The following is an 18,267-nucleotide window of genomic DNA, read 5'->3' on the forward strand; positions in this document are numbered from 1 at the left end:
GCGCCGATTATTACTTACCTTCCTATGGTGGGAAATGTTTCTCTGGAAATGGGAAAATACCCCCCAAGGGTGATGCTTCTGCTCGCATACTCTCTCTGGAAGATGAAATTAGAATACTCCGCAGCAAGATGGAGCAGCTTTTCCTGCAGGAAAAATCATTCACTTCGGATAATGTGATTGAAATTAGCAGTTTATTGGACCTCAAAATAAATGAGTACATGAAGGGGCGTCCGGCTGGAAAATAGTGCTGCTGAATGCTCTTGAGAGGACCCTAGGGTCCTCTTTTTGTTGTTCACTCTTACTAATGACGGTGTTATTGTGTATACTCTTAATTTGCTATCTTTATTGCCTTCCTTATAGCAGAAAGCTTAAACTATCAGTATGTGATTTCAAGAATGGATAGGAGGCTTAAACCATGGCGATTTATACACGTACGGGTGATGCAGGTCAGACTTCAGTGATTGGCGGCCGGGTCGGCAAGGATGATGTCCGCGTCGAGGCCTACGGAACGATCGATGAGTTGAATTGTTTTGTAGGGCAAGCACGAAGCCTGATGGAAAGTGATAATTTCGACGATGTCCGCGAGCAATTGCTCGAAATACAGCATGAGCTGTTTGATTGCGGCACGGATTTAGCATTTGTTAAACTTGCTGACGGTGGTCAATATATGGTGACAAGTGAGATGGCTCAGCGGCTGGAAGGCTGGATAGATTCTCTACAAGAGGAGAATCCACCACTAGAGAAATTTATCCTGCCAGGAGGTAGTCAGCTGGCTTCGGTTCTACATGTATGCCGCACGGTTTGCCGTCGTGCGGAACGCCGGGCAGTTACCTTAGGGCGAAATGCGGACATAAACCCAGAAGCGGTGATTTATCTCAATCGATTGTCGGATTATTTTTTCGCGTTGGCTAGAACGGCTAATACACGGTCAGGGATTACTGATGTAGAATACATCCGTAGTAAAAAGGTGTTTCGAGACTAATATGACAAGCTATTATTCACCCATTACTTATATCATACCGCCAGAAGAGGATGACTTCCTGCTGAAGACAATCCTGCACAAACGGATGGATGTCTCACGCAAGCTACTCTCCCGGCTGAAGCAGACGGAACAAGGCATTACATTAAACGGTGAACGTGTATACATTAGTGTGCATGTTAAGGCAGGAGATACCGTGCAGATCCGCATGGAAACGGAGACTTCGGATGATATTTTACCGCAGCCGATTCCATTCGAGATTCTATTTGAAGATGAACATCTGCTAGTGGTTAACAAGGCAGCGGGAATTATAGTTCATCCAACACATGGACATTACACTGACACGCTTGCCAATGGCGTGGTTTATTATTGGGCGCAGAAGAATGAACGCTTCCGTTTCCGGCCTGTTCACCGCCTGGATCAGGAAACCTCCGGTGTGTTAGTGATCGCCAAAAATCCATACAGCCATCAGCATATTTCCGAGCAGATGATCGCTGGTACTGTGGATAAGCGTTACGCTGCATTTGTTCATGGGGTTCCTGCGGAGCTATCCGGTATTATCGACGGCCCTATCGACCGTGATCCTGAGGAGCCACATCGGCGTATCGTGACACCGGATGGATATCCTTCCCTAACCCGCTATGAGGTTAAGCAGGTGTATTCGGCCGGCTCCAGAGTTGAACTAAAGCTGGAGAGTGGACGTACGCATCAGATTCGGGTCCATATGACCTCTATCGGCTGTCCACTGATTGGAGACAGCATGTATCGTCATGAGCTGTACAATCTACCAGAATTTACTTCAACGCAAAGCGAGCAGTTGGAGTCCGTTGCAGCACTCGATGCTTCCATACCGCGTCAGGCACTGCACGCAGTGCGTCTGACGTTCAAGCACCCGGTGCTTCTGCAAGAAATGATATTCGAAGCCCCGTTGCCACCTGACATGGCAGTCTTGGAGAAAATATTGGAGCAAGGTCTGACAGCGAATTTGTGATAAAATTATGATTCAGGCGATAGAGTGGCGAAGGGGAAGTTTGGAACTGTAGGAGCGATAGCGACCGCCTTTGTCTGAGGATTTCAACCGTGTTTAACGGTAAAATTGAAGAAATCTGTAGACAACAGCGGCCGGAAGTCCAAACATTCCCTGTGGTTACGGTATTATTAGCCGATTATTAAAGGAGCACATCATGAGCAAATTAAAAGTATATCAATATCCCAAATGCAGCACCTGCCGCAGCGCAGTGAAATGGTTGCAGGGACAAGGTCATGAGCTGGAGCTTCAGCACATCGCAGAGCAGCCACCTACGGTGGACGAGCTGCGTGAGCTGCTCGCGAACAGCGACCTTGAGCTGAAGAAGTTTTTTAATACAAGCGGTGAAGTATATAAATCATTAGGTCTGAAGGACAAGCTGCCCCAGCTTTCGGAACAGGAGAAGTTAGAGCTGCTCTCAAGCCACGGGATGCTGATCAAACGTCCGATTGTCACCGATGGAGTTAAAGTTACGGTGGGATTCAAAGAAGACCAATATGCCGATACTTGGACTAATGTTTAATATCAATACAACGATCAAGGGAGAGGTTTATAAGTGAGAACAGAAACAATGGGCCGGGTAATGCTTGTAGATGGAATGGCTCTGCTGTTCCGGGCCTTTTATGCGACCTCTTATGGAGGATATATTCGCAAGACAAAAGATGGATTGCCAACGAATGCGGTATATGGATTTTTGCAGTATTTTTTTGATGCAGTAAGTACGTTTGAGCCTTCTCACGTCGTATGCTGCTGGGATATGGGCAAAGGAACGTTCCGCACCGAGAAATATGATGGATACAAATCCAACCGGATCGAAGCTCCGCTGGAATTAATTCCGCAGTTTGACCTAGTAAAAGAAGTGGTGGCTGAGCTAGGTGTGCCAAACATTGGTCTTGCCGGCTATGAAGCAGATGATTGCATAGGTACGCTGGCATCCTGTTACAGCGATAATTCTGAGGTTTACATTCTGACGGGTGACCATGATATGCTGCAGCTTATTGATGAGAATGTTAAAGTCGTCATTATGAAAAAAGGACGCTCCAACTATAAAGTTTATGACCTTGCAGAATTGCTTGAGGATAAAGGTCTAACCCCTAGACAGGTTATTGACCTGAAGGGCTTTATGGGCGATGCAAGTGATAATTACCCTGGTGTAAAAGGGGTTGGTGAGAAAACCGCGCTGAAGCTGTTAACAGAGTACGGTACAGTTGAAGGTGTAATTGAGAATCTTCACTTGCTCCCTAAAGGTGTACGGTCCAAAATTGAAGCCGACCTAGATATGCTGCATCTATCAAGGGAGCTGGCTGAAATCCGTTGTGATGTGCCTGTGGTCTGTGAGCTGGCAGAAGCTTTATGGCAATTACAGCGGGAAACAGCCGCGCGTAAATTTCAAGAACTGGAATTCGGCAGCCTGATGCATTTGATCGCTGAGGTGCAGGACGAACGGGGAATTGTACAGATTGAGTTAGGTGATCTGGGTTAAGGAGAGAGGTTCTCTTCTGATGAAAATGTGAATAAACATAATGGCAGGTCAAGGTTACTATCCTTGACCTGCTTTTTTTGTTGTCGAATTCATGTGGAAATTTATCAATATATGTCTTTTTTTGACTGAATTACAAATTAAGGTTTCTAATCATGGATATTGGTTTAATGAAATTTCAAAGGAAATAGATAGGGATTATTTTCCATAGTAGGTGATGATGAGATGAAGATACTTTTGGTCACGCACAAGTTCCAGAAGATAGTAGGTAATTATTGCAGTCGGACCATGGACGTAGTGAACGAGTCTGAATTAGTCCTTGGAGGTGTTTTGGAGTTTTTGCAAAACATCAATCCTTCTATAGATAGCATATTAATAACAGATGATGCATTATCTCTGAGGATGGAACAGAACAGGAGTGATCTAAATAACCTAATCAATTGGCTCGTAGCTAATCAAAAGTCAAATGTAAAGATTTTAATCCTCACCAGGTACATAAGGAAAGATACAGAATGGGAGAATCTCAGCTATAGATATCCGAATCTCCAAATTAAGAATTACGAATACATACGCATTACACCAGTACTATTTCAGGAAGCTCTTGAGCATTTATCCGATACCAAACCTCAATTGAAACAACATTCCAGACCTCACGACGATAAGAGTAATCACCAAAAGAGTACAGACAGAAAAGGGTCGTTTCTGGATCGCTTTAAACCGAAACCGAAAGCCCCAACTGAATTACAGGCTACGGATACCCTTACTAGGGAGCTTGATAAGATTAGCCGAGGGATTAGTCGTATTGTAGCGATAACCGGGCATAGTGGATGCGGAATTACCAGCACAACTATCAATGTTGCAAGTGAAGCGAGTAAACGGGGGCTAAATGTAATAATCGTGGATATGGATATCGAATATCGAAGTACGAATATGTATTTTAGCAGCTTTCATGAACGAACCAAGCGGGATGAAGATATAAATGCATCTCTCATCCGAACGTTAGCAAGACCTCAGGATTATTTGACTACGGCTTTTCATTTGAAAGAAAACCTATGGCTGGCTGGACTGGGTTACAGCTTTTCCGATTCCAAGTTAATCCAGCAATTTTACACCAGCTCTAAACTTGTCGGTCTGTTGTCCTTACTCCGAAACAAATTTAATTTGATCCTATTGGATCTACCACTGAACTTATTAGACAGATTTCGAGAAGCATTAATCCATATCGACAGCTTTGGCCTCTGTATTCCCAATAATCTATATGCTGTTTTAAGCACTCTGAGGAATGTGGAAGAGACACTGAATAAGGAAAATACGGCCTATTTGAATGCTAAATCAAAAGTAATTGTCACCAAATATAATGACCGTTCCAGATTTCAAGGTGAAATTTTCGTACCAGACAAGGTAAGTGCAGTTGCTACATCCGGTCTTTTAGAAAGCTTTACATACGGAATGAAAGTGGCAGGTCATATCTCTTATGACACGGACTTTGATACTCAGATTGAAACCGATGTGCCGCTTGTATATTCAAACAAAGACCATGAGCGGGCATATGGAAATATACTTCTTAGATTACTGGAGGGGAGTAGTTAATGGATTTAAGTGGGCTTAAAAACGCGACACCCAATAAGCAAATGTTCAAGCGGGTTGCAGCATTGCTCTTTAGTCTATTGATCATCGTGGTTTCTTATATGTTCATTACGAAAGCCAGCAAAGATGCCAGCGATGTGGTAGAGGTGTTGCGGGTCAAGCAGAGTGATGGTATTCCGGCTTACGTAGTCATTACGGAGCCTATGATTGAGAAATACAATATTATCAAAAAAGAATACACGGAGGACATGGTGTTGTCTGAAGATATAGATTCGGTGAAGGATAAACTGTCCGCATATTATCTTCGAGAAAACAGCGTGCTCTACAAAGATCAGTTGCTGGATGAAAAACCGCAAAAAAATGAATGGCTGTATCAAGTGAATGAGGAAAATGAGGTCTTGACGCTTCCTTATAATTTTCTGGAGGTTGGTGGAGATATTCTAATGCCAGGAGACCGTGTTCGTATCCGTGTGTCCTATGAGGTAGAGGAGAAGGATGCCCCGGGTGGCAATCCAAACGCTATTTATTCCGAGTCCACGAATACGATCAAAAAAACTGAAGTATTGTTTGAAAGCATTGTTGTGAAGGATATGCTCAACGCAAGTAGTCATTCCATCTACGAAGTATATAAAGAGGTGCAGAAACTGGATGAGGATAAGAAACAAAATGTTATGAAGAGTAAAGATTTCTTAAAGAACATTCAACCTAAAGCATTACTCCTCGAGGGGACGAGTGCACAAATTAACAATTATGCCAAATACAAAGGACTTAATGGAAATTCATTTCTGATTACCATACTGAGCAGAAAAAGTAGTGATGTCATCATTGACCAACTGCCCACTTTGGAGAAAGAGGTGGAATCGTGGATCGGAAAAGAGGATTAGGAATCGACAGCATTTTTCAGAAAATATCATCTAAGGATCTCGTCGGTGCCGAACTTCAAGAGAATAATCTGATTTATAGTGTAGTAGGTTTTATACCTGCTTGTGATGGTGTAGATAATGCCATGCTCATAAGCAACTTAGGATATTTATTATCTCAAAAGGGTCTAAATACTTGTGTGGTTGACCTTAAGGTGTTTTATCCGAACTTATATCAATTTCTAGATGTCTCTGCACATAAGAAGGGGCAAGGATTAATTAAGGTCTTAAAAAGCGACAAGGTAGATTTCCGAGATGAATTGCAGCGGACCAAATACGAGAAGCTGTTCCTGTTATCAGCTAGTCCACAGGATCTAATGGAGGAGTATTTTGATTTTGAGTTTGGAAATTTAGAGCGTGTAATTACTACACTTAAGCAGATGTTTGATATCGTGCTGATCGACATTCCCAACAACCCTCCATTGGAATTTTGTCTGGGTGCCATGAAGTATTGTCACATAGGATTCTTTACGGCAACAGAGAGGATGGAAGCTACAATAAATATGGTGAAGCTGCTGGATTATGCTAAATCGGTGGGGATAAGTACGGCTAAGTTCACCAGTGTGGTGATGATGAATATTCAGCATATTGAATTTGATTATAAGGTTATGAAGGACATGGGTTTTAACATAGTTTCTGTACTGCCACTTGTGAAGGATGCCGTAGTTCGTGCACATGAGGGCAGGCTGTACATAAAAGATAACCCCCTAATTAATAAATATTTTAAAAAAGAGATTCAAAAGCTGGCCGATCGGTTGGCGGATCAGTAAAGGGGAGAGCGACTTGCTGACACGTGCGAAAATTAGCGATATGCAGCAAAAAGTACTGCATCAGGTAGGGCCGAAGGAGAACATGGAGGATCTGGCTAGTAAATATACGACCATAAGCTTTGATGAGGCTTTGGAGTTATGCCAAAAATATATTACGAAAATAACGACACATGCCTATAGGCGAGAAAACGACCCTGCTCGAAAACGCGAAATGACTAAGGCATACATAAATGAATTTGTAGACGCGCAGAAACCTTCTGTCGAGGGATTTTATGATCTAGCAGAGTTGAAAAACGCACTCACCAATGAAATCACTCACTATGGTCCCATTACCAAGGCTATGGAGGACCCTAGTATAGATGAAATCAGAGCCAACGGGCCTGATCAAATCTTTGTGGAAAGCGGCGGAAGAAGCCTGCAGTGGGATCAAAATTTTACAGATCGTGATCATATGGAACGGATTATCGCCAAGCTTATAGGTATCTCCAAGGTTCGGCTGATTCCAAAGATACCCATGGTAAATGCCAGAACGATTGAGGGGTATCGTGTGAATGCCACTCATGCTGAGATCTCACCGTATGACCAACCGGCGTTTGTGATCCGAAAGTTCAGCAAGAAGAGTATTGTTCCGAAAATGCTCATTGAGAATAAATCCTTCTCCTCAAACATGTATAAATTATTGTCTTTGATCCCGAAATCAGACTTATCCTGGATTACAGTGGGACCGACAGGAAGCGGAAAGACTACGCTAAATGAAATTCTTGTGAAGGAGATCAATCCTCTATCAAGGATCATTACCATTGAAAATCCTTCAGAGATGAGATTGATTCAAAGAGAAGATAACAGCGAACACGGTAGAGTGCTGAATGATGTGTTGCAATACGAGTCGGTCCCTGATGATGATGACTCAAGCCCAGCGACTATGGAAAATTTGCTTATTAATGCGATGAGACAATCACCTCACTGGATTGGACCAGGGGAGCTTCGAACACCCGGTGAATTCGCCACAGCGCTTCGAGCAGCACAGACGGGACACTATTTCTTTTCCACACTTCATGCAGAGGGGGATAAGGAAGCGATCTTCAGATTTCTAACGGCCTATCTAATGGCCTCTAATGAGCCAGCGGAACTTGCTCTACGAAATATCTGCAGTGCTGTGAAATTTGTAATCTTTCAAGAGAAACTGGCAGATGGTACTCGTAAAGTGACTTCAATTTCAGAGATTTTGGGCTCAGATGGCTTGAATCCACTGATTAATCAAATCTATAGATTTGATTGTGATGATGTGATTGAAGAGATGATTGAAGGCAAGAAGATGATCAAAATTGTTGGCAGACATTTACGTGTAGGAAAGATCTCGGAGAATGTACAGCAGCTAATGCTCAAGGCCGGAATTAAGAAAAGCAGGTTTGAGTTCTTTACCAAGGATCCGTTGGAGGGCGAAACAGAGGTGTACGAATTCGATGAATACAACTTTAATCATTAGTCTACTTCTTGGTATGGCTGCATTTGTACTATTTAACGCCATCTTTGAGGTCAAGTTTTTTCAGGGTTCTGTAAGATATGTTCTCGACGTTATGGATACCCTCGCAGAGTACCTAGGCAAGTATAACACGAAGCGTTATGTTGACCGGATCAAGAAGGAGCGAATCGTCAGGCAGAAGGAAAATATTTATGCGAAATACAATCGAATGGTAGAGGGTTTGATTTTAGACTTTAATATGCCGTTTACGCTGGAGAGCTTTACCTCAATGCTGTGCATTTGCTTTGCGATTATAGCTCTGCTAGTGGTTCTGCTTATGAAAAGCGTTACGCTTTCGCTTGTGATTACGATTTCAATTTTTGTAGGATTGTTTACTTTTTTCGTGATGCAGTCTAGAGCCATCCAAGCAGAACGGCTTGAAAATATAATGGATGCCGAAGATGTGATTTGTCCGTTAGCCCGTGAAGGTGTACTAGTAGCCATTAAAAAGGTGATGGAGAGCGATGAATATATCAGTCCTAATCTTAGGCCATATTTTCAGCAATTTATAGATAATTGCGACAACAACGGCTATTCCTTTAAGCAAGCTATTACGCTATTAAATAGACAGCTTGGTCCCAAATTTGATAATTTCACAAAAAAAGCAGTGGTCTTCGAATATAACGAAAGAAAAGGTATGGCAGACATTTTCCTCGATATTGTAGATGAAAATGCCGTGCTGCGCGAGATTAACTCTAAAAAGGAACGGATTTTTAGAAAGATGAATCGAGATTTTATGTTTAAAACCGGAATCATTGTGCTTTTTTTCTTGTACGCATTAACTGTAAAGGATTTTAGAGAATTTATGCTTGAAAGCAATGTTGGGAAATTGATCAACACGATATTGATTAGTGTCATTTGTTTAAGCTTTGCACGCAGTCAGGTACTCCAAGGGAACGTCGGCATGGGTGGTGAGCGCAAATGATATTCCTAGTTAAGCTGATAGCCATGCTCTCCATCCTTTATTTGATCAAGATATTGTTATACCCCTTCTTCAAGCCTGTGAGCAGAAAACAGAAAAAACGTGCACGTCAATATATCAAGCAGCGTAAAAATGCGGCGCTAAAAGAGAAGTTCAACCAATATAAACGAAGAATTGCAATGAAATATGTTAAAGGGTTATTGGGAAGTGCTGAAAGATTAAGATTCAAGAAAATCATTGACCGACTTGATCTACAAAAGACTCCAGAGGAAATACGGACCGAGCAATTCATGTACACGCTAAGTGCTATTGTGATTATGTTGTTGCTATGGAAGGTGAACATCCTGCTTGGCTGTATCTCTGCCATCTTCATCATGCTGGGCTGGCTCTATCCGGTGGTCGAGTTGGAGAAGATTATCGATAAGAAGAACAAAAATATATCCCTGGATTTCCCAGCCTTTTATAGTATGGTCTATTACCAGTATATAAAGTCGGTTAACATTCATTTCTCAGATGTGCTTAAGGACTACATTCCTAGTGCAAATCCTGATATAGCCGAGGAGCTCGGTGTGATGCTGGACAATATTGATTACGGAGAAGAATTCGCTTTTAAGCAGCTGAAGAAACGGATTCCGATGCATTACGTGATCAAGTTCTGCGACATTATGGAGACGAGGCTTAAAGGATACGATAATGTGTCTCAGATGGCATATCTCAAGAATGAATTAGATGGCTTCAGAATCAGGGCTTTGGAAGAAGAGCTGGAGAGTAGGCAGCGCAGCAGCGCAAGGATCCAGTTTCTACTTATTATAGTGTTGGCTATTTATATCGTTATGTACTATTTGTTTACCATTCTGAGTTCAATGAAGATGTTTCAATAAGCCAAATTTATTTATAGGGGGATAAACGAATGAAGACAGATCTTAAGGAATTGCTAGTGGAGGAAAAAGGAGAAGTAGGGATCAAGCAAATTGCCATCACGGTTGGCGTTATTATTTTAATTGGAGTGGTAGTGACCTATCTAAAGGGTGGAGTACTGACAGGATGGGTTGATGATGTTTGGGAATTCTTATTCGATGATTTGATTGGAAAGATGGTTAGCTAATTTGGGGTGAAAACACAATGCAAGGGATAGCAAAGGCAGTATTACTTACCATTCTGACCTCGGTTACGATTTTGCTGTTTGTAAATTTGGCTTTCTTTTTCCCATGGTATTTAACGCTGGTCACAGAGACGTATAGTGTTTCGCAGATTGTAGCTGGTGATAACTACTTGAAGGAATCGTATTATGAGGATGTTATGGAGAGATTACAGGAGCGCCCTATTTACCGAGATAAAGCCGATGATATTGTCATTACGGTCACTAATGCAGATCATGATAATGCGATTGGAAATGATGATGAAACCTCATATTACGATGAAGGGAACGAATGGAATAAACCTTATCGGCAAAGAGGCGAACCGCTTACGGTTGAGATTAAAGCTGTATATCCTTTCTCTATCACTTTATGGGGAAAGAAGCTGGAGCGTGAAATTCCGGTCCACTTCTCCATGTCAACGACAGGCCTGAAACATTATAAGGATCTGGACTACTATATAGATTGATAGGATGACTTTGTGTGAAAAATATTGCAGTAGGAGTATTGTTGATTATTCTAGTGTCAATTGTTGTGGAGCCTTTGGTGGAGATGGGCATTGTATTTAGAGAGAAGGTAGTGCTGAGCACTGCGATCTCTAATGCTTGCCGGGCAGCCAAGGATCGGAGTTTAGAGTATGAACTGCTACGTGGACTGGATGCGGTGATTAACGAGGAGAGGTTCAAAGAATACTTTTCAGATGCGTTCGAAAGTGCTCTAAATGTATCGGAACAGACCGATAATGGCAACGTGCTTACATTTACCTCCAATGATGATAGATACAATGATTTTACGGTAAATTTAGATTTTTCTAACATAGAGAACACCCAAACCAGCCAATGGGTATCAGAAGTTAATGTGAAAGCACAGGCAACATACAAATTTAAAACCAGATACTTAAAGCTCGCTGAAGAAGCAGACAAAGAAGTAGATTATCAGTTAATTAGCGAGAGGAAATATATTCTCTCCGTTAAGAATTGATGAAAGGAATAATCAGAATGGACTATATCATGGTTACTTTTCAAACGGATACAGGTCTAAGAATGGACCTAAAAGTCCCGGTGTTTGTGACTATAGAAGAACTGTTAGACATGTTAACGGAGTCCTTGAGCTTAAAGGAGAGAAGCGGGGCTAAGCTTCAGGCTGAGCCATTAGGCAGAATATTAAGTAATAGTAAAACCTTGGATCAAGAAGGTGTAGCCCAAGGCGCACTGCTCACACTTATCTGAGAAGGGGCAATGAAATGAATGGCAACCTGCAAAGTGGCGGATTAATCCTAAAGGCTGATGAATCTCTTTTTATTACGGATATTAAAAACTATTCAGGAACCTATTCTTTGGACAGAGCGAATGATCAAGCTGTGCCTATTCATTATGAGGGTTTGTTCTGGTTCATGAATGAGGCTGGCAATTTCCTTTATTACAGTGATCAGTTAAAGGGAAATGTGCTCTGTAAGCTTGATATTGTAAAGCAACATTCAGAAGTATTGTTAGACAAACCTTGTTATCAGCTTCAGCGACATGAAGATTGGATCTACTATATTCACGAGGAGGACCATCGATTATATCGCTGTTCTACTAGTGGTAAACGTGATATGAGGCTGATTGATGAGCATGTGGAGAGTTTTCTCTTGTACGAAGGACAAATCTACTATGCTACACCAAATGGGATTAAGAGGAGCACAGAATCCGGTGAGGCAAGTGAAAAGATTAGTGAATTGGTTACAAGTTTACTGATTCGGATAGGAAATAAGCTGTGTTTTTCAGATGCCGAGAATGGACATCGCTTGACGCTACTTGATGTGGAGCGTCATACGGTAACTATGGTAGACAATATAGTTGCCCTTAGTATAAGCACGGATGACAAATATATTTATTGTGCTAACCGATTAAATGACAACAGTATATATCGCGTAGATCCATTGCATGGAGGGAGTATTCGAATATCTGGGGAAAGCGCGGACTATTTACATGTTCTGGACAATGATCTTTATTTTTGCAGTGGTCGTGAATGGCATCGAATCTCTCTATTTGGTGGAGAGGCGGAGACAATAACCTTTATAGGAAGGTAGATCTAATGAGCTATGAATTCAGTCGTCAGCCCCGTTTTCTACCGGATATGCCCCGGGGAGAAATTGATGTTCCTAATCCACCTATGATTAACGAGAAACCAGAGATCTCTTGGTTCGGAATATTGCTTCCACCTATCGTAATGTTGATTATTACCGTATTAATCGCAATGACTTCACAGTCCATCTATTTACTGATCTCAGTTGCGACCACAGTAATGACACTGATTGGCTCATTGACAGGAGCAACTTCTCAGATTCGGAAATATAAGCTAAAGAAGAAGGAACGGGAAGAAAAATATCTTCAATTTATAACCGATGTCCGCAGCGAATTGTCGATAGCTCGCGAACAACAGGTGAAAGCCATGAATGAAATGAGCCCGGATCCTGCGGAATGTGTGCAACGAATCTCGCGCAGGGATAACAAGCTATGGGAAAAAACGCCTTCACATAATGATTTTCTGGCTCTGCGGATCGGGGTGGGAAGTGTACCCCTGGAACTGCACATCAAATACACCAAACAGGCGATCATCCTTGAAACGGACCCGCTGCTGATGGAGCCGCAGAGATTGGCCATGGAATTTGAGAAGGTCCCGAACGTTCCTATAACGGTTAATCTGTTGACTACCGAAATATGCGGGATTGCCGGTGAAAGCGATAAAACAGCTGTGCTAATAAAGCTGATGCTGCTACAGCTTGTGACTCATCATGGTTATGACGATGTCAGGGTTATTGTTCTTGCCGCAGAGGATGAATTGGAGAAATGGGATTGGCTGAAATTTGTACCCCACCTATGGGATGACGGTTTTAATATCAGATTTCTTTTATGTGGTAAAGTCATTGCCCATCAGACCTTGTCCGAGATTTATGGCTCTTTGAAGGAGCGGGAGATGAGGTCTTTGAGCGGTGGTGTATTGCCCCATTATCTCTTTATTGTAGAGGACGCTTCCTTGCTTGAGAATGAGCTAATCAGTAAATATTTGTACAACGGCAGTGTAAAGCTTGGAGTATCAACCCTTTTTATCGCCAAGAATTCCGCTTATTTGCCCATGAACTGTAAAACGGTTATTCATTTAAACGGAAAAAGCGGTGAAATGGCCAATCGATTAACCGGGGAGAAGATCGTATTTACTCCGGATCAGGCAGATATAAAAGATTTAGATCTAGTCGCCAGAAAGCTCGCACCGCTACGAATCAAAAATTCAAGTGCTAATTTCTCACTTCCATCCTCCATCACACTGATGGAAATGCTACAGAACGAAAAGGTATCTGAAGTAAATGTAATGTTGAACTGGACCCGCAACAAAACCTATATGGGCATGAGTGTACCTATAGGGGTGAGGGCTGGTGGAGAAGCTTTATATTTAGATATGCATGAGACGGGGTTCGGGCCCCATGGTCTTGTAGCCGGGACAACAGGTTCTGGCAAAAGTGAATTATTACAAAGTATCATCGTATCCCAAGCCATTCATTACCATCCGCATGATATTGCTTTTGTCCTTATTGATTATAAAGGGGGCGGCATGGCAGATGTATTCAAGGGAATGCCTCATCTGGTCGGTACCATTACGAATTTGGATGGGAATCAAACGACGAGAGCACTGCTATCTATCAAAAGTGAGCTCATGCGGCGGCAACGTGTCTTCTCGGAATATGGCGTGAACAATATTGATAAATACCAGAAATTATTTTATAGCAAAAATGTAAAAGGTGACATGCCAGCCATTCCCCATCTGATTATGATTGCGGATGAGTTCGCGGAGCTTAAGCAGGATCAACCGGATTTCATGAAAGAGCTTGTAAGTACGGCCCGGGTAGGTCGAAGCCTTGGCGTCCATTTGATCCTTGCCACCCAGAAGCCTGCCGGCGTAGTGGATGACCAGATATGGAGTAACTCGAAATTTAAAATATGTCTTAAAGTGCAGGATGAGGCTGACAGTCGGGATGTTATTAAACGTCCTGATGCGGCCATGATTAAGGAACCGGGAAGGGCGTATATACAGGTCGGAAATGATGAGATCTTTGAGTTGTTCCAATCTGCGTATTCTGGTGCTGATTATGATCCGAAAGGCGAACTGCAGAAACAGGAGAACAAGACCAAACGAATCTATAAGGTAGCTCTGAATGGTAGAAGCGAGCAGATCTTTCCGCTTGAGGAAGAGAAATTCTCCCAAAATGAGTCTGCTTCCCAACTGCATGCCATGGTTGAATACATTACAGAAACTGCCAAGCAATATGGGATTTCTCCAATGAAAGGGCCTTGGCTACCGCCACTGCCTGAAGTAGTCTACCTCGATTTATTGCTGCCGAATAGCTTAGCAGATGGTAGATGGCCGCAGCAGCAGAAACTGCTCAGTGTGCCAGTGGGGATCATGGATGATCCAAGAGGACAGAGACAGGAAGCGCTGGAGATAGATTTTGCATCTGAGGGGAATCTGTTTGTCTATGGAACGCCGGGTACAGGTAAAACCGTGTTCCTCAAAACGTTATGTTTATCGCTGGCTCTAATGTATCCGCCGGATGACGTCAATATCTATATTATGGATTTTGGCGGAAGCTCACTCAAAGCTATGGAGAAACTCCCTCATGTCGGTGGGGTAATGACACTGGAGCAAGAAGATAAAATTGACCAATTTATGCGCTTTATGTTCAGGGTTATGGAGGATCGAAGAACGCTGTTTCAAAATAATGGAAGTGAAGGGTTCAATGATTACCGTAGAAGTGGACGAAAACTGCCCGCATTTATAGTCATAGTCGACAACTACTTTGCTTTATCGGAGACCTACGAAGATTTTGACGCTCAAATGGTGCTGCTGGCTCGTGAAGGTTTTAAATACGGTATTTATATGGTCGCTACAGCAACCAATAGTGCTTTGGTCAGATATAAATTTTCGGTTAACTTCAAAATGGCGATCAGCTTCCAGATGACTGAGAAGAGTGAATATGATGGTATTGTAGGACGAACGGAAGGCTTGGAACCCGCTAAGGTTGCAGGCAGAGGATTGGTAAGAGGCAAGCCGCCTTTGGAATTTCAGACTTCGCTTCCTGAATATCAACATACCGCTACCGAGCTCATCTTGAAGAGAATGGAGGCTTTGAATCTAACTGGAGCCGCACCAATTCCGGTGATGCCTTCTACGATTGATCTGCGGCAGCTCAATAATAATACAGAGCAACTGGCAATAGGCTTGGGCAACAATGATTTACAGCCTGTGTTTATAGACCTTGTTGCAACACCAGTGCTGATGATAGCTGGAGAGGCTATGTCAGGAAAGAGCACTTTACTTGTATCGTGGATGAAGCTGCTGAGCGAAAAGGAGGATCTAGAGGTATATGCGCTGGATTCATCTGCTATGGGCATTTATGAACTGATACAACAGTCTTACGTAACGGATTTATCGAACGTGGATGATTTGGACAATTTCATTGATGGGATCAAAGAACAATTGGAAACTAGACGCAGTGAGCTTCTCTCATGCAGAATGTCCGGTGGTGACGTTGGCGCTCTGATGAAACAGTGGAAGCAGATAATCTTCGTTATTGATCGTCTAAGTGAATTTACGAGCGGAGACAAGTATATGCTGCATGAGCTGATTGAACGAATTGTGAAGCAAGAACGCGGCATGAAGGTAGCTGTTCTAGCGGCAGATAACACAAATGATCTTACCTCTAATTGGGATTCCTTGGGCAAGACTATCCGAGAAGAACAGACCGGGATCCTGCTAGGTAGAATGAAAGAACAAAATCTTTACAATGTGTCCTTACCTTACGGAATCCAGGAGAAAGATGGGGAGCAAGGTGATGGCTATCTCATTGTAAAGAATAAATATACCGGATTAAGATGTGCCGTATGGAGTAAGGAGAATCGAGTTAATGCGGGAGTAGGAGTTTAGGATGGAGGTGCAGCTAGTGTCAGTTAGTCCATCAGAAATCAGGGGAAACGCTTCACAAATCCATAGTCTAATCAATGAAGTGAACAGTACTTCAAAAAAACTGCAAAGTGATTATACACAATCGGCCAGCTATTGGACCGGTACGGCTTCTAAAGCATTTCAAAGTGAATACAACGAGCTGGATAGCGAAATGAAGACCCTGCTTACAATGCTGGATAGGCTCGAAAGTGGGGTCCAAAGAGTGGCTTCAGAAGTGATCCGTGCTGAACAGGAAAGAGAAGAAAAGCGAAGACTAGCAGAGAAGGCGGCGCAAGAGGCACTGAAACAAAAGCAATTAGAAAAGCAAAAGCAAAGCCAGAAGTAATGACAGGGGTGTTGAGATAGAAATGCTTTGAAAGGAGGTGAATAATGTGGCGGGAAACAATCTTACATTTAATCCGGATCAGGCACTAGGTGTAGCTAAGTCTATTAAAACCAAAGCAAACAATGCAGATACTCTTATCAAACAATTGCAATCTGAAATTCATGCTGTTAGCGGTTGGTGGCAAGGAGAATCACAAACTGCTTTTATACAACAATTCGATGGACTTATGCCTAGTTTTAAGGAAATGGTTCTCTGTGTAGAGAACATCAGTAAGAACCTAACGCAAATTGCTAACATCAAGCAACAAGCCGAGCAAGAAATGGCAAGTAAACTGCGTGGAAAATAATGCTGGCATACATAACAAGGCAGATTTTGAGCTATCTGCCTTGTTAGTATGATTTTAAGTAAGTATGAAGTGAATTTATTTGGGGGGATCTGTAAGTGAAGCTGACCGAACAACAATACATAACACTGGCATCAGTTGTAGAAGCAGCAGACGGTCTCGAACTGACGGATAGTCTGACTTTTGCTGGTGCAGCAGCCTATGCCTATAGAGATGAGCATGATGATAGATTAATTATCTTTACATATAAAGGAAAAGATTGGCTTGCGGATCTGCAGTCTCTGTTAAGCGGTCAGAGCAGCATGCCGGAGGAAGCATCAAGATTTTTATTAAAAAACAAAGGGGAGAAGGATTGCCAGGTTACTGGTTATTCCATGGGCGGTGCCTTAGCTCTTTATGCAGCAGCGGTTAATGAGGGGATTGGTGGTGTGGTATTCGACGCACCAGGTATAGTAAACATTCTGACTGCGGAGCAAAGGGGGAAGCTTCAGGTTAAAAATATTGTGGCTTATAACAGTCTTGTATCCGCGTTAGGCAAACACAACGAAGAGATTGTATTTGCTAAATCGGGTATAGAAGAAACGGAATTTCTAATTCCTGATTCGCTTTGGCAGCGCTATACCTTTGACTCTGAGGGGAATGTGATTATAGGTGAAAAAGGGAATGCCTATGCTTTGCTATCCAAGATTAATATCCTAACGGAAGAGCATACGCCTGTTTTTGATGCTGTTATGAGTGGATTTGGGGATACCGTCGGACTAACAGAATCTGCATCGGATCATTTGGGTTACGTGATATTTACCTTAATAGATCAGTTAGATGTAGGAAAAGTGCGAGGTGCACTGATTGAAATTGCCCACAAATATGAACGAATGTTGGATGCGAAGTTCAGCGAGTGGAGAACCGAAATGAATAATATTCAGGAATCCTTCTTATTCGATGACATCCGTGCGAAATTTGAACAACTATCTGAAGCAGCCATGCTAGAGGCAGCGGGAATAGCAGAAGAGCTTAATGAAATCACGCAAGCTGTCTTATCCATCTTGCTGATTTGCAGTCCGGTAGGGGATAAGCTGATGGACCATGTAGAGGAATGGTTGAATAAACTGACAAATGCCCTCATGGAACGTATGGAGAAACTAACGAACCAAATGACATTACATCTCGATAAAGTGGTTGAAACAACCATGAATCAAATGCTCAAATTTCCAGAATTGAAGCTGGATTTTGAGTTCTGATTACTAACTGGAATCGCG

At 42.5% G+C, this 18,267-nt stretch carries 20 protein-coding genes; all 20 read left to right on the plus strand.

All coding sequences use genetic code 11. The features are described 5' to 3' along the window. Window positions 1-56 precede the first annotated feature (56 nt). Window positions 57-245 carry an aspartyl-phosphate phosphatase Spo0E family protein gene (locus MKX34_RS08095; protein WP_232061510.1) on the plus strand — a complete coding sequence of 63 codons (189 nt, stop codon included), beginning with the start codon at window positions 57-59 and terminating at the stop codon, window positions 243-245. A gap of 170 nt (window positions 246-415) precedes the next feature. Next, entirely contained in the window at window positions 416-982 is a 567-nt protein-coding gene (locus MKX34_RS08100) for a cob(I)yrinic acid a,c-diamide adenosyltransferase (protein WP_036684514.1), read from the plus strand. A gap of 1 nt (window position 983) precedes the next feature. Next, entirely contained in the window at window positions 984-1,970 is a 987-nt protein-coding gene (locus MKX34_RS08105; protein ID WP_076297596.1) for an RluA family pseudouridine synthase, read from the plus strand. Between the two features lie 193 nt (window positions 1,971-2,163). Beyond that, window positions 2,164-2,529, plus strand: coding sequence for an arsenate reductase family protein (locus MKX34_RS08110; protein ID WP_076297595.1), 366 nt, complete (start codon window positions 2,164-2,166; stop codon window positions 2,527-2,529). Between the two features lie 48 nt (window positions 2,530-2,577). Then, complete coding sequence (locus MKX34_RS08115) at window positions 2,578-3,489, plus strand: 5'-3' exonuclease H3TH domain-containing protein (protein ID WP_076297616.1); 912 nt, start codon at window positions 2,578-2,580, stop codon at window positions 3,487-3,489. Between the two features lie 222 nt (window positions 3,490-3,711). After that, entirely contained in the window at window positions 3,712-5,076 is a 1,365-nt protein-coding gene (locus MKX34_RS08120) for an AAA family ATPase (RefSeq protein ID WP_076297594.1), read from the plus strand. Continuing rightward, complete coding sequence (locus MKX34_RS08125; RefSeq protein ID WP_036684504.1) at window positions 5,076-5,957, plus strand: hypothetical protein; 882 nt, start codon at window positions 5,076-5,078, stop codon at window positions 5,955-5,957. Before MKX34_RS08120 ends, MKX34_RS08125 begins: the two co-directional genes overlap by 1 nt. After that, window positions 5,936-6,763 (plus strand): hypothetical protein, encoded by an 828-nt coding sequence (locus tag MKX34_RS08130; RefSeq protein WP_076271933.1) that lies wholly within the window; start codon window positions 5,936-5,938, stop codon window positions 6,761-6,763. Before MKX34_RS08125 ends, MKX34_RS08130 begins: the two co-directional genes overlap by 22 nt. A 13-nt stretch (window positions 6,764-6,776) precedes the next feature. Next, a complete protein-coding gene (locus MKX34_RS08135) occupies window positions 6,777-8,249 on the plus strand; it encodes an ATPase, T2SS/T4P/T4SS family (protein WP_036684499.1) in 1,473 nt (490 codons plus the stop codon). Further along, window positions 8,227-9,210 carry a hypothetical protein gene (locus MKX34_RS08140; protein ID WP_036684498.1) on the plus strand — a complete coding sequence of 328 codons (984 nt, stop codon included), beginning with the start codon at window positions 8,227-8,229 and terminating at the stop codon, window positions 9,208-9,210. Before MKX34_RS08135 ends, MKX34_RS08140 begins: the two co-directional genes overlap by 23 nt. After that, complete coding sequence (locus tag MKX34_RS08145; RefSeq protein ID WP_036684496.1) at window positions 9,207-10,088, plus strand: hypothetical protein; 882 nt, start codon at window positions 9,207-9,209, stop codon at window positions 10,086-10,088. Before MKX34_RS08140 ends, MKX34_RS08145 begins: the two co-directional genes overlap by 4 nt. 29 nt (window positions 10,089-10,117) lie before the next feature. Further along, on the plus strand, window positions 10,118-10,312 hold the full coding sequence (locus MKX34_RS08150) for a hypothetical protein (RefSeq protein WP_036684494.1): 195 nt from the start codon (window positions 10,118-10,120) through the stop codon (window positions 10,310-10,312). Window positions 10,313-10,329: 17 nt separating this feature from the next. Next, window positions 10,330-10,812: a hypothetical protein gene (locus tag MKX34_RS08155; RefSeq protein WP_036684493.1), complete on the plus strand. Its 483-nt coding sequence runs from the start codon at window positions 10,330-10,332 to the stop codon at window positions 10,810-10,812. Between the two features lie 14 nt (window positions 10,813-10,826). After that, on the plus strand, window positions 10,827-11,324 hold the full coding sequence (locus MKX34_RS08160) for a hypothetical protein (RefSeq protein WP_036684491.1): 498 nt from the start codon (window positions 10,827-10,829) through the stop codon (window positions 11,322-11,324). Beyond that, window positions 11,324-11,572 (plus strand): EsaB/YukD family protein, encoded by a 249-nt coding sequence (locus MKX34_RS08165; RefSeq protein ID WP_036684490.1) that lies wholly within the window; start codon window positions 11,324-11,326, stop codon window positions 11,570-11,572. Before MKX34_RS08160 ends, MKX34_RS08165 begins: the two co-directional genes overlap by 1 nt. Window positions 11,573-11,586: 14 nt before the next feature. Next, window positions 11,587-12,414, plus strand: a complete 828-nt coding sequence (locus MKX34_RS08170; protein WP_036684488.1) for a DUF5050 domain-containing protein — start codon at window positions 11,587-11,589, stop codon at window positions 12,412-12,414. A gap of 5 nt (window positions 12,415-12,419) precedes the next feature. Further along, entirely contained in the window at window positions 12,420-16,304 is a 3,885-nt protein-coding gene (gene essC / locus MKX34_RS08175; protein WP_076297593.1) for a type VII secretion protein EssC, read from the plus strand. Between the two features lie 16 nt (window positions 16,305-16,320). Continuing rightward, entirely contained in the window at window positions 16,321-16,668 is a 348-nt protein-coding gene (locus tag MKX34_RS08180; RefSeq protein WP_162164277.1) for a WXG100 family type VII secretion target, read from the plus strand. Window positions 16,669-16,714: 46 nt separating this feature from the next. Continuing rightward, window positions 16,715-17,014 carry a WXG100 family type VII secretion target gene (locus MKX34_RS08185; RefSeq protein WP_036684485.1) on the plus strand — a complete coding sequence of 100 codons (300 nt, stop codon included), beginning with the start codon at window positions 16,715-16,717 and terminating at the stop codon, window positions 17,012-17,014. Between the two features lie 95 nt (window positions 17,015-17,109). Next, window positions 17,110-18,249 (plus strand): Mbeg1-like protein, encoded by a 1,140-nt coding sequence (locus tag MKX34_RS08190; protein WP_076297592.1) that lies wholly within the window; start codon window positions 17,110-17,112, stop codon window positions 18,247-18,249. Window positions 18,250-18,267: the final 18 nt, after the last annotated feature.

Origin of the sequence: Paenibacillus sp. FSL R5-0636, assembly GCF_037974255.1 — a bacterium.
GTDB classification, from domain to species: domain Bacteria; phylum Bacillota; class Bacilli; order Paenibacillales; family Paenibacillaceae; genus Paenibacillus_AQ; species Paenibacillus_AQ odorifer.

What these genes read in the sequence shown, in the direction of transcription:
- MKX34_RS08120 (WP_076297594.1), top strand. Translation starts at nt 3,712, where the DNA reads ATGAAGATACTTTTGGTCACGCACAAGTTCCAGAAGATAGTAGGTAAT.
- MKX34_RS08125 (WP_036684504.1), top strand. Translation starts at nt 5,076, where the DNA reads ATGGATTTAAGTGGGCTTAAAAACGCGACACCCAATAAGCAAATGTTC.
- MKX34_RS08150 (WP_036684494.1), top strand. Translation starts at nt 10,118, where the DNA reads ATGAAGACAGATCTTAAGGAATTGCTAGTGGAGGAAAAAGGAGAAGTA.
- MKX34_RS08100 (WP_036684514.1), top strand. Translation starts at nt 416, where the DNA reads ATGGCGATTTATACACGTACGGGTGATGCAGGTCAGACTTCAGTGATT.
- MKX34_RS08110 (WP_076297595.1), top strand. Translation starts at nt 2,164, where the DNA reads ATGAGCAAATTAAAAGTATATCAATATCCCAAATGCAGCACCTGCCGC.
- MKX34_RS08155 (WP_036684493.1), top strand. Translation starts at nt 10,330, where the DNA reads ATGCAAGGGATAGCAAAGGCAGTATTACTTACCATTCTGACCTCGGTT.
- MKX34_RS08140 (WP_036684498.1), top strand. Translation starts at nt 8,227, where the DNA reads ATGAATACAACTTTAATCATTAGTCTACTTCTTGGTATGGCTGCATTT.
- MKX34_RS08170 (WP_036684488.1), top strand. Translation starts at nt 11,587, where the DNA reads ATGAATGGCAACCTGCAAAGTGGCGGATTAATCCTAAAGGCTGATGAA.
- MKX34_RS08165 (WP_036684490.1), top strand. Translation starts at nt 11,324, where the DNA reads ATGAAAGGAATAATCAGAATGGACTATATCATGGTTACTTTTCAAACG.
- MKX34_RS08105 (WP_076297596.1), top strand. Translation starts at nt 984, where the DNA reads ATGACAAGCTATTATTCACCCATTACTTATATCATACCGCCAGAAGAG.
- MKX34_RS08145 (WP_036684496.1), top strand. Translation starts at nt 9,207, where the DNA reads ATGATATTCCTAGTTAAGCTGATAGCCATGCTCTCCATCCTTTATTTG.
- MKX34_RS08115 (WP_076297616.1), top strand. Translation starts at nt 2,578, where the DNA reads ATGGGCCGGGTAATGCTTGTAGATGGAATGGCTCTGCTGTTCCGGGCC.
- essC (WP_076297593.1), top strand. Translation starts at nt 12,420, where the DNA reads ATGAGCTATGAATTCAGTCGTCAGCCCCGTTTTCTACCGGATATGCCC.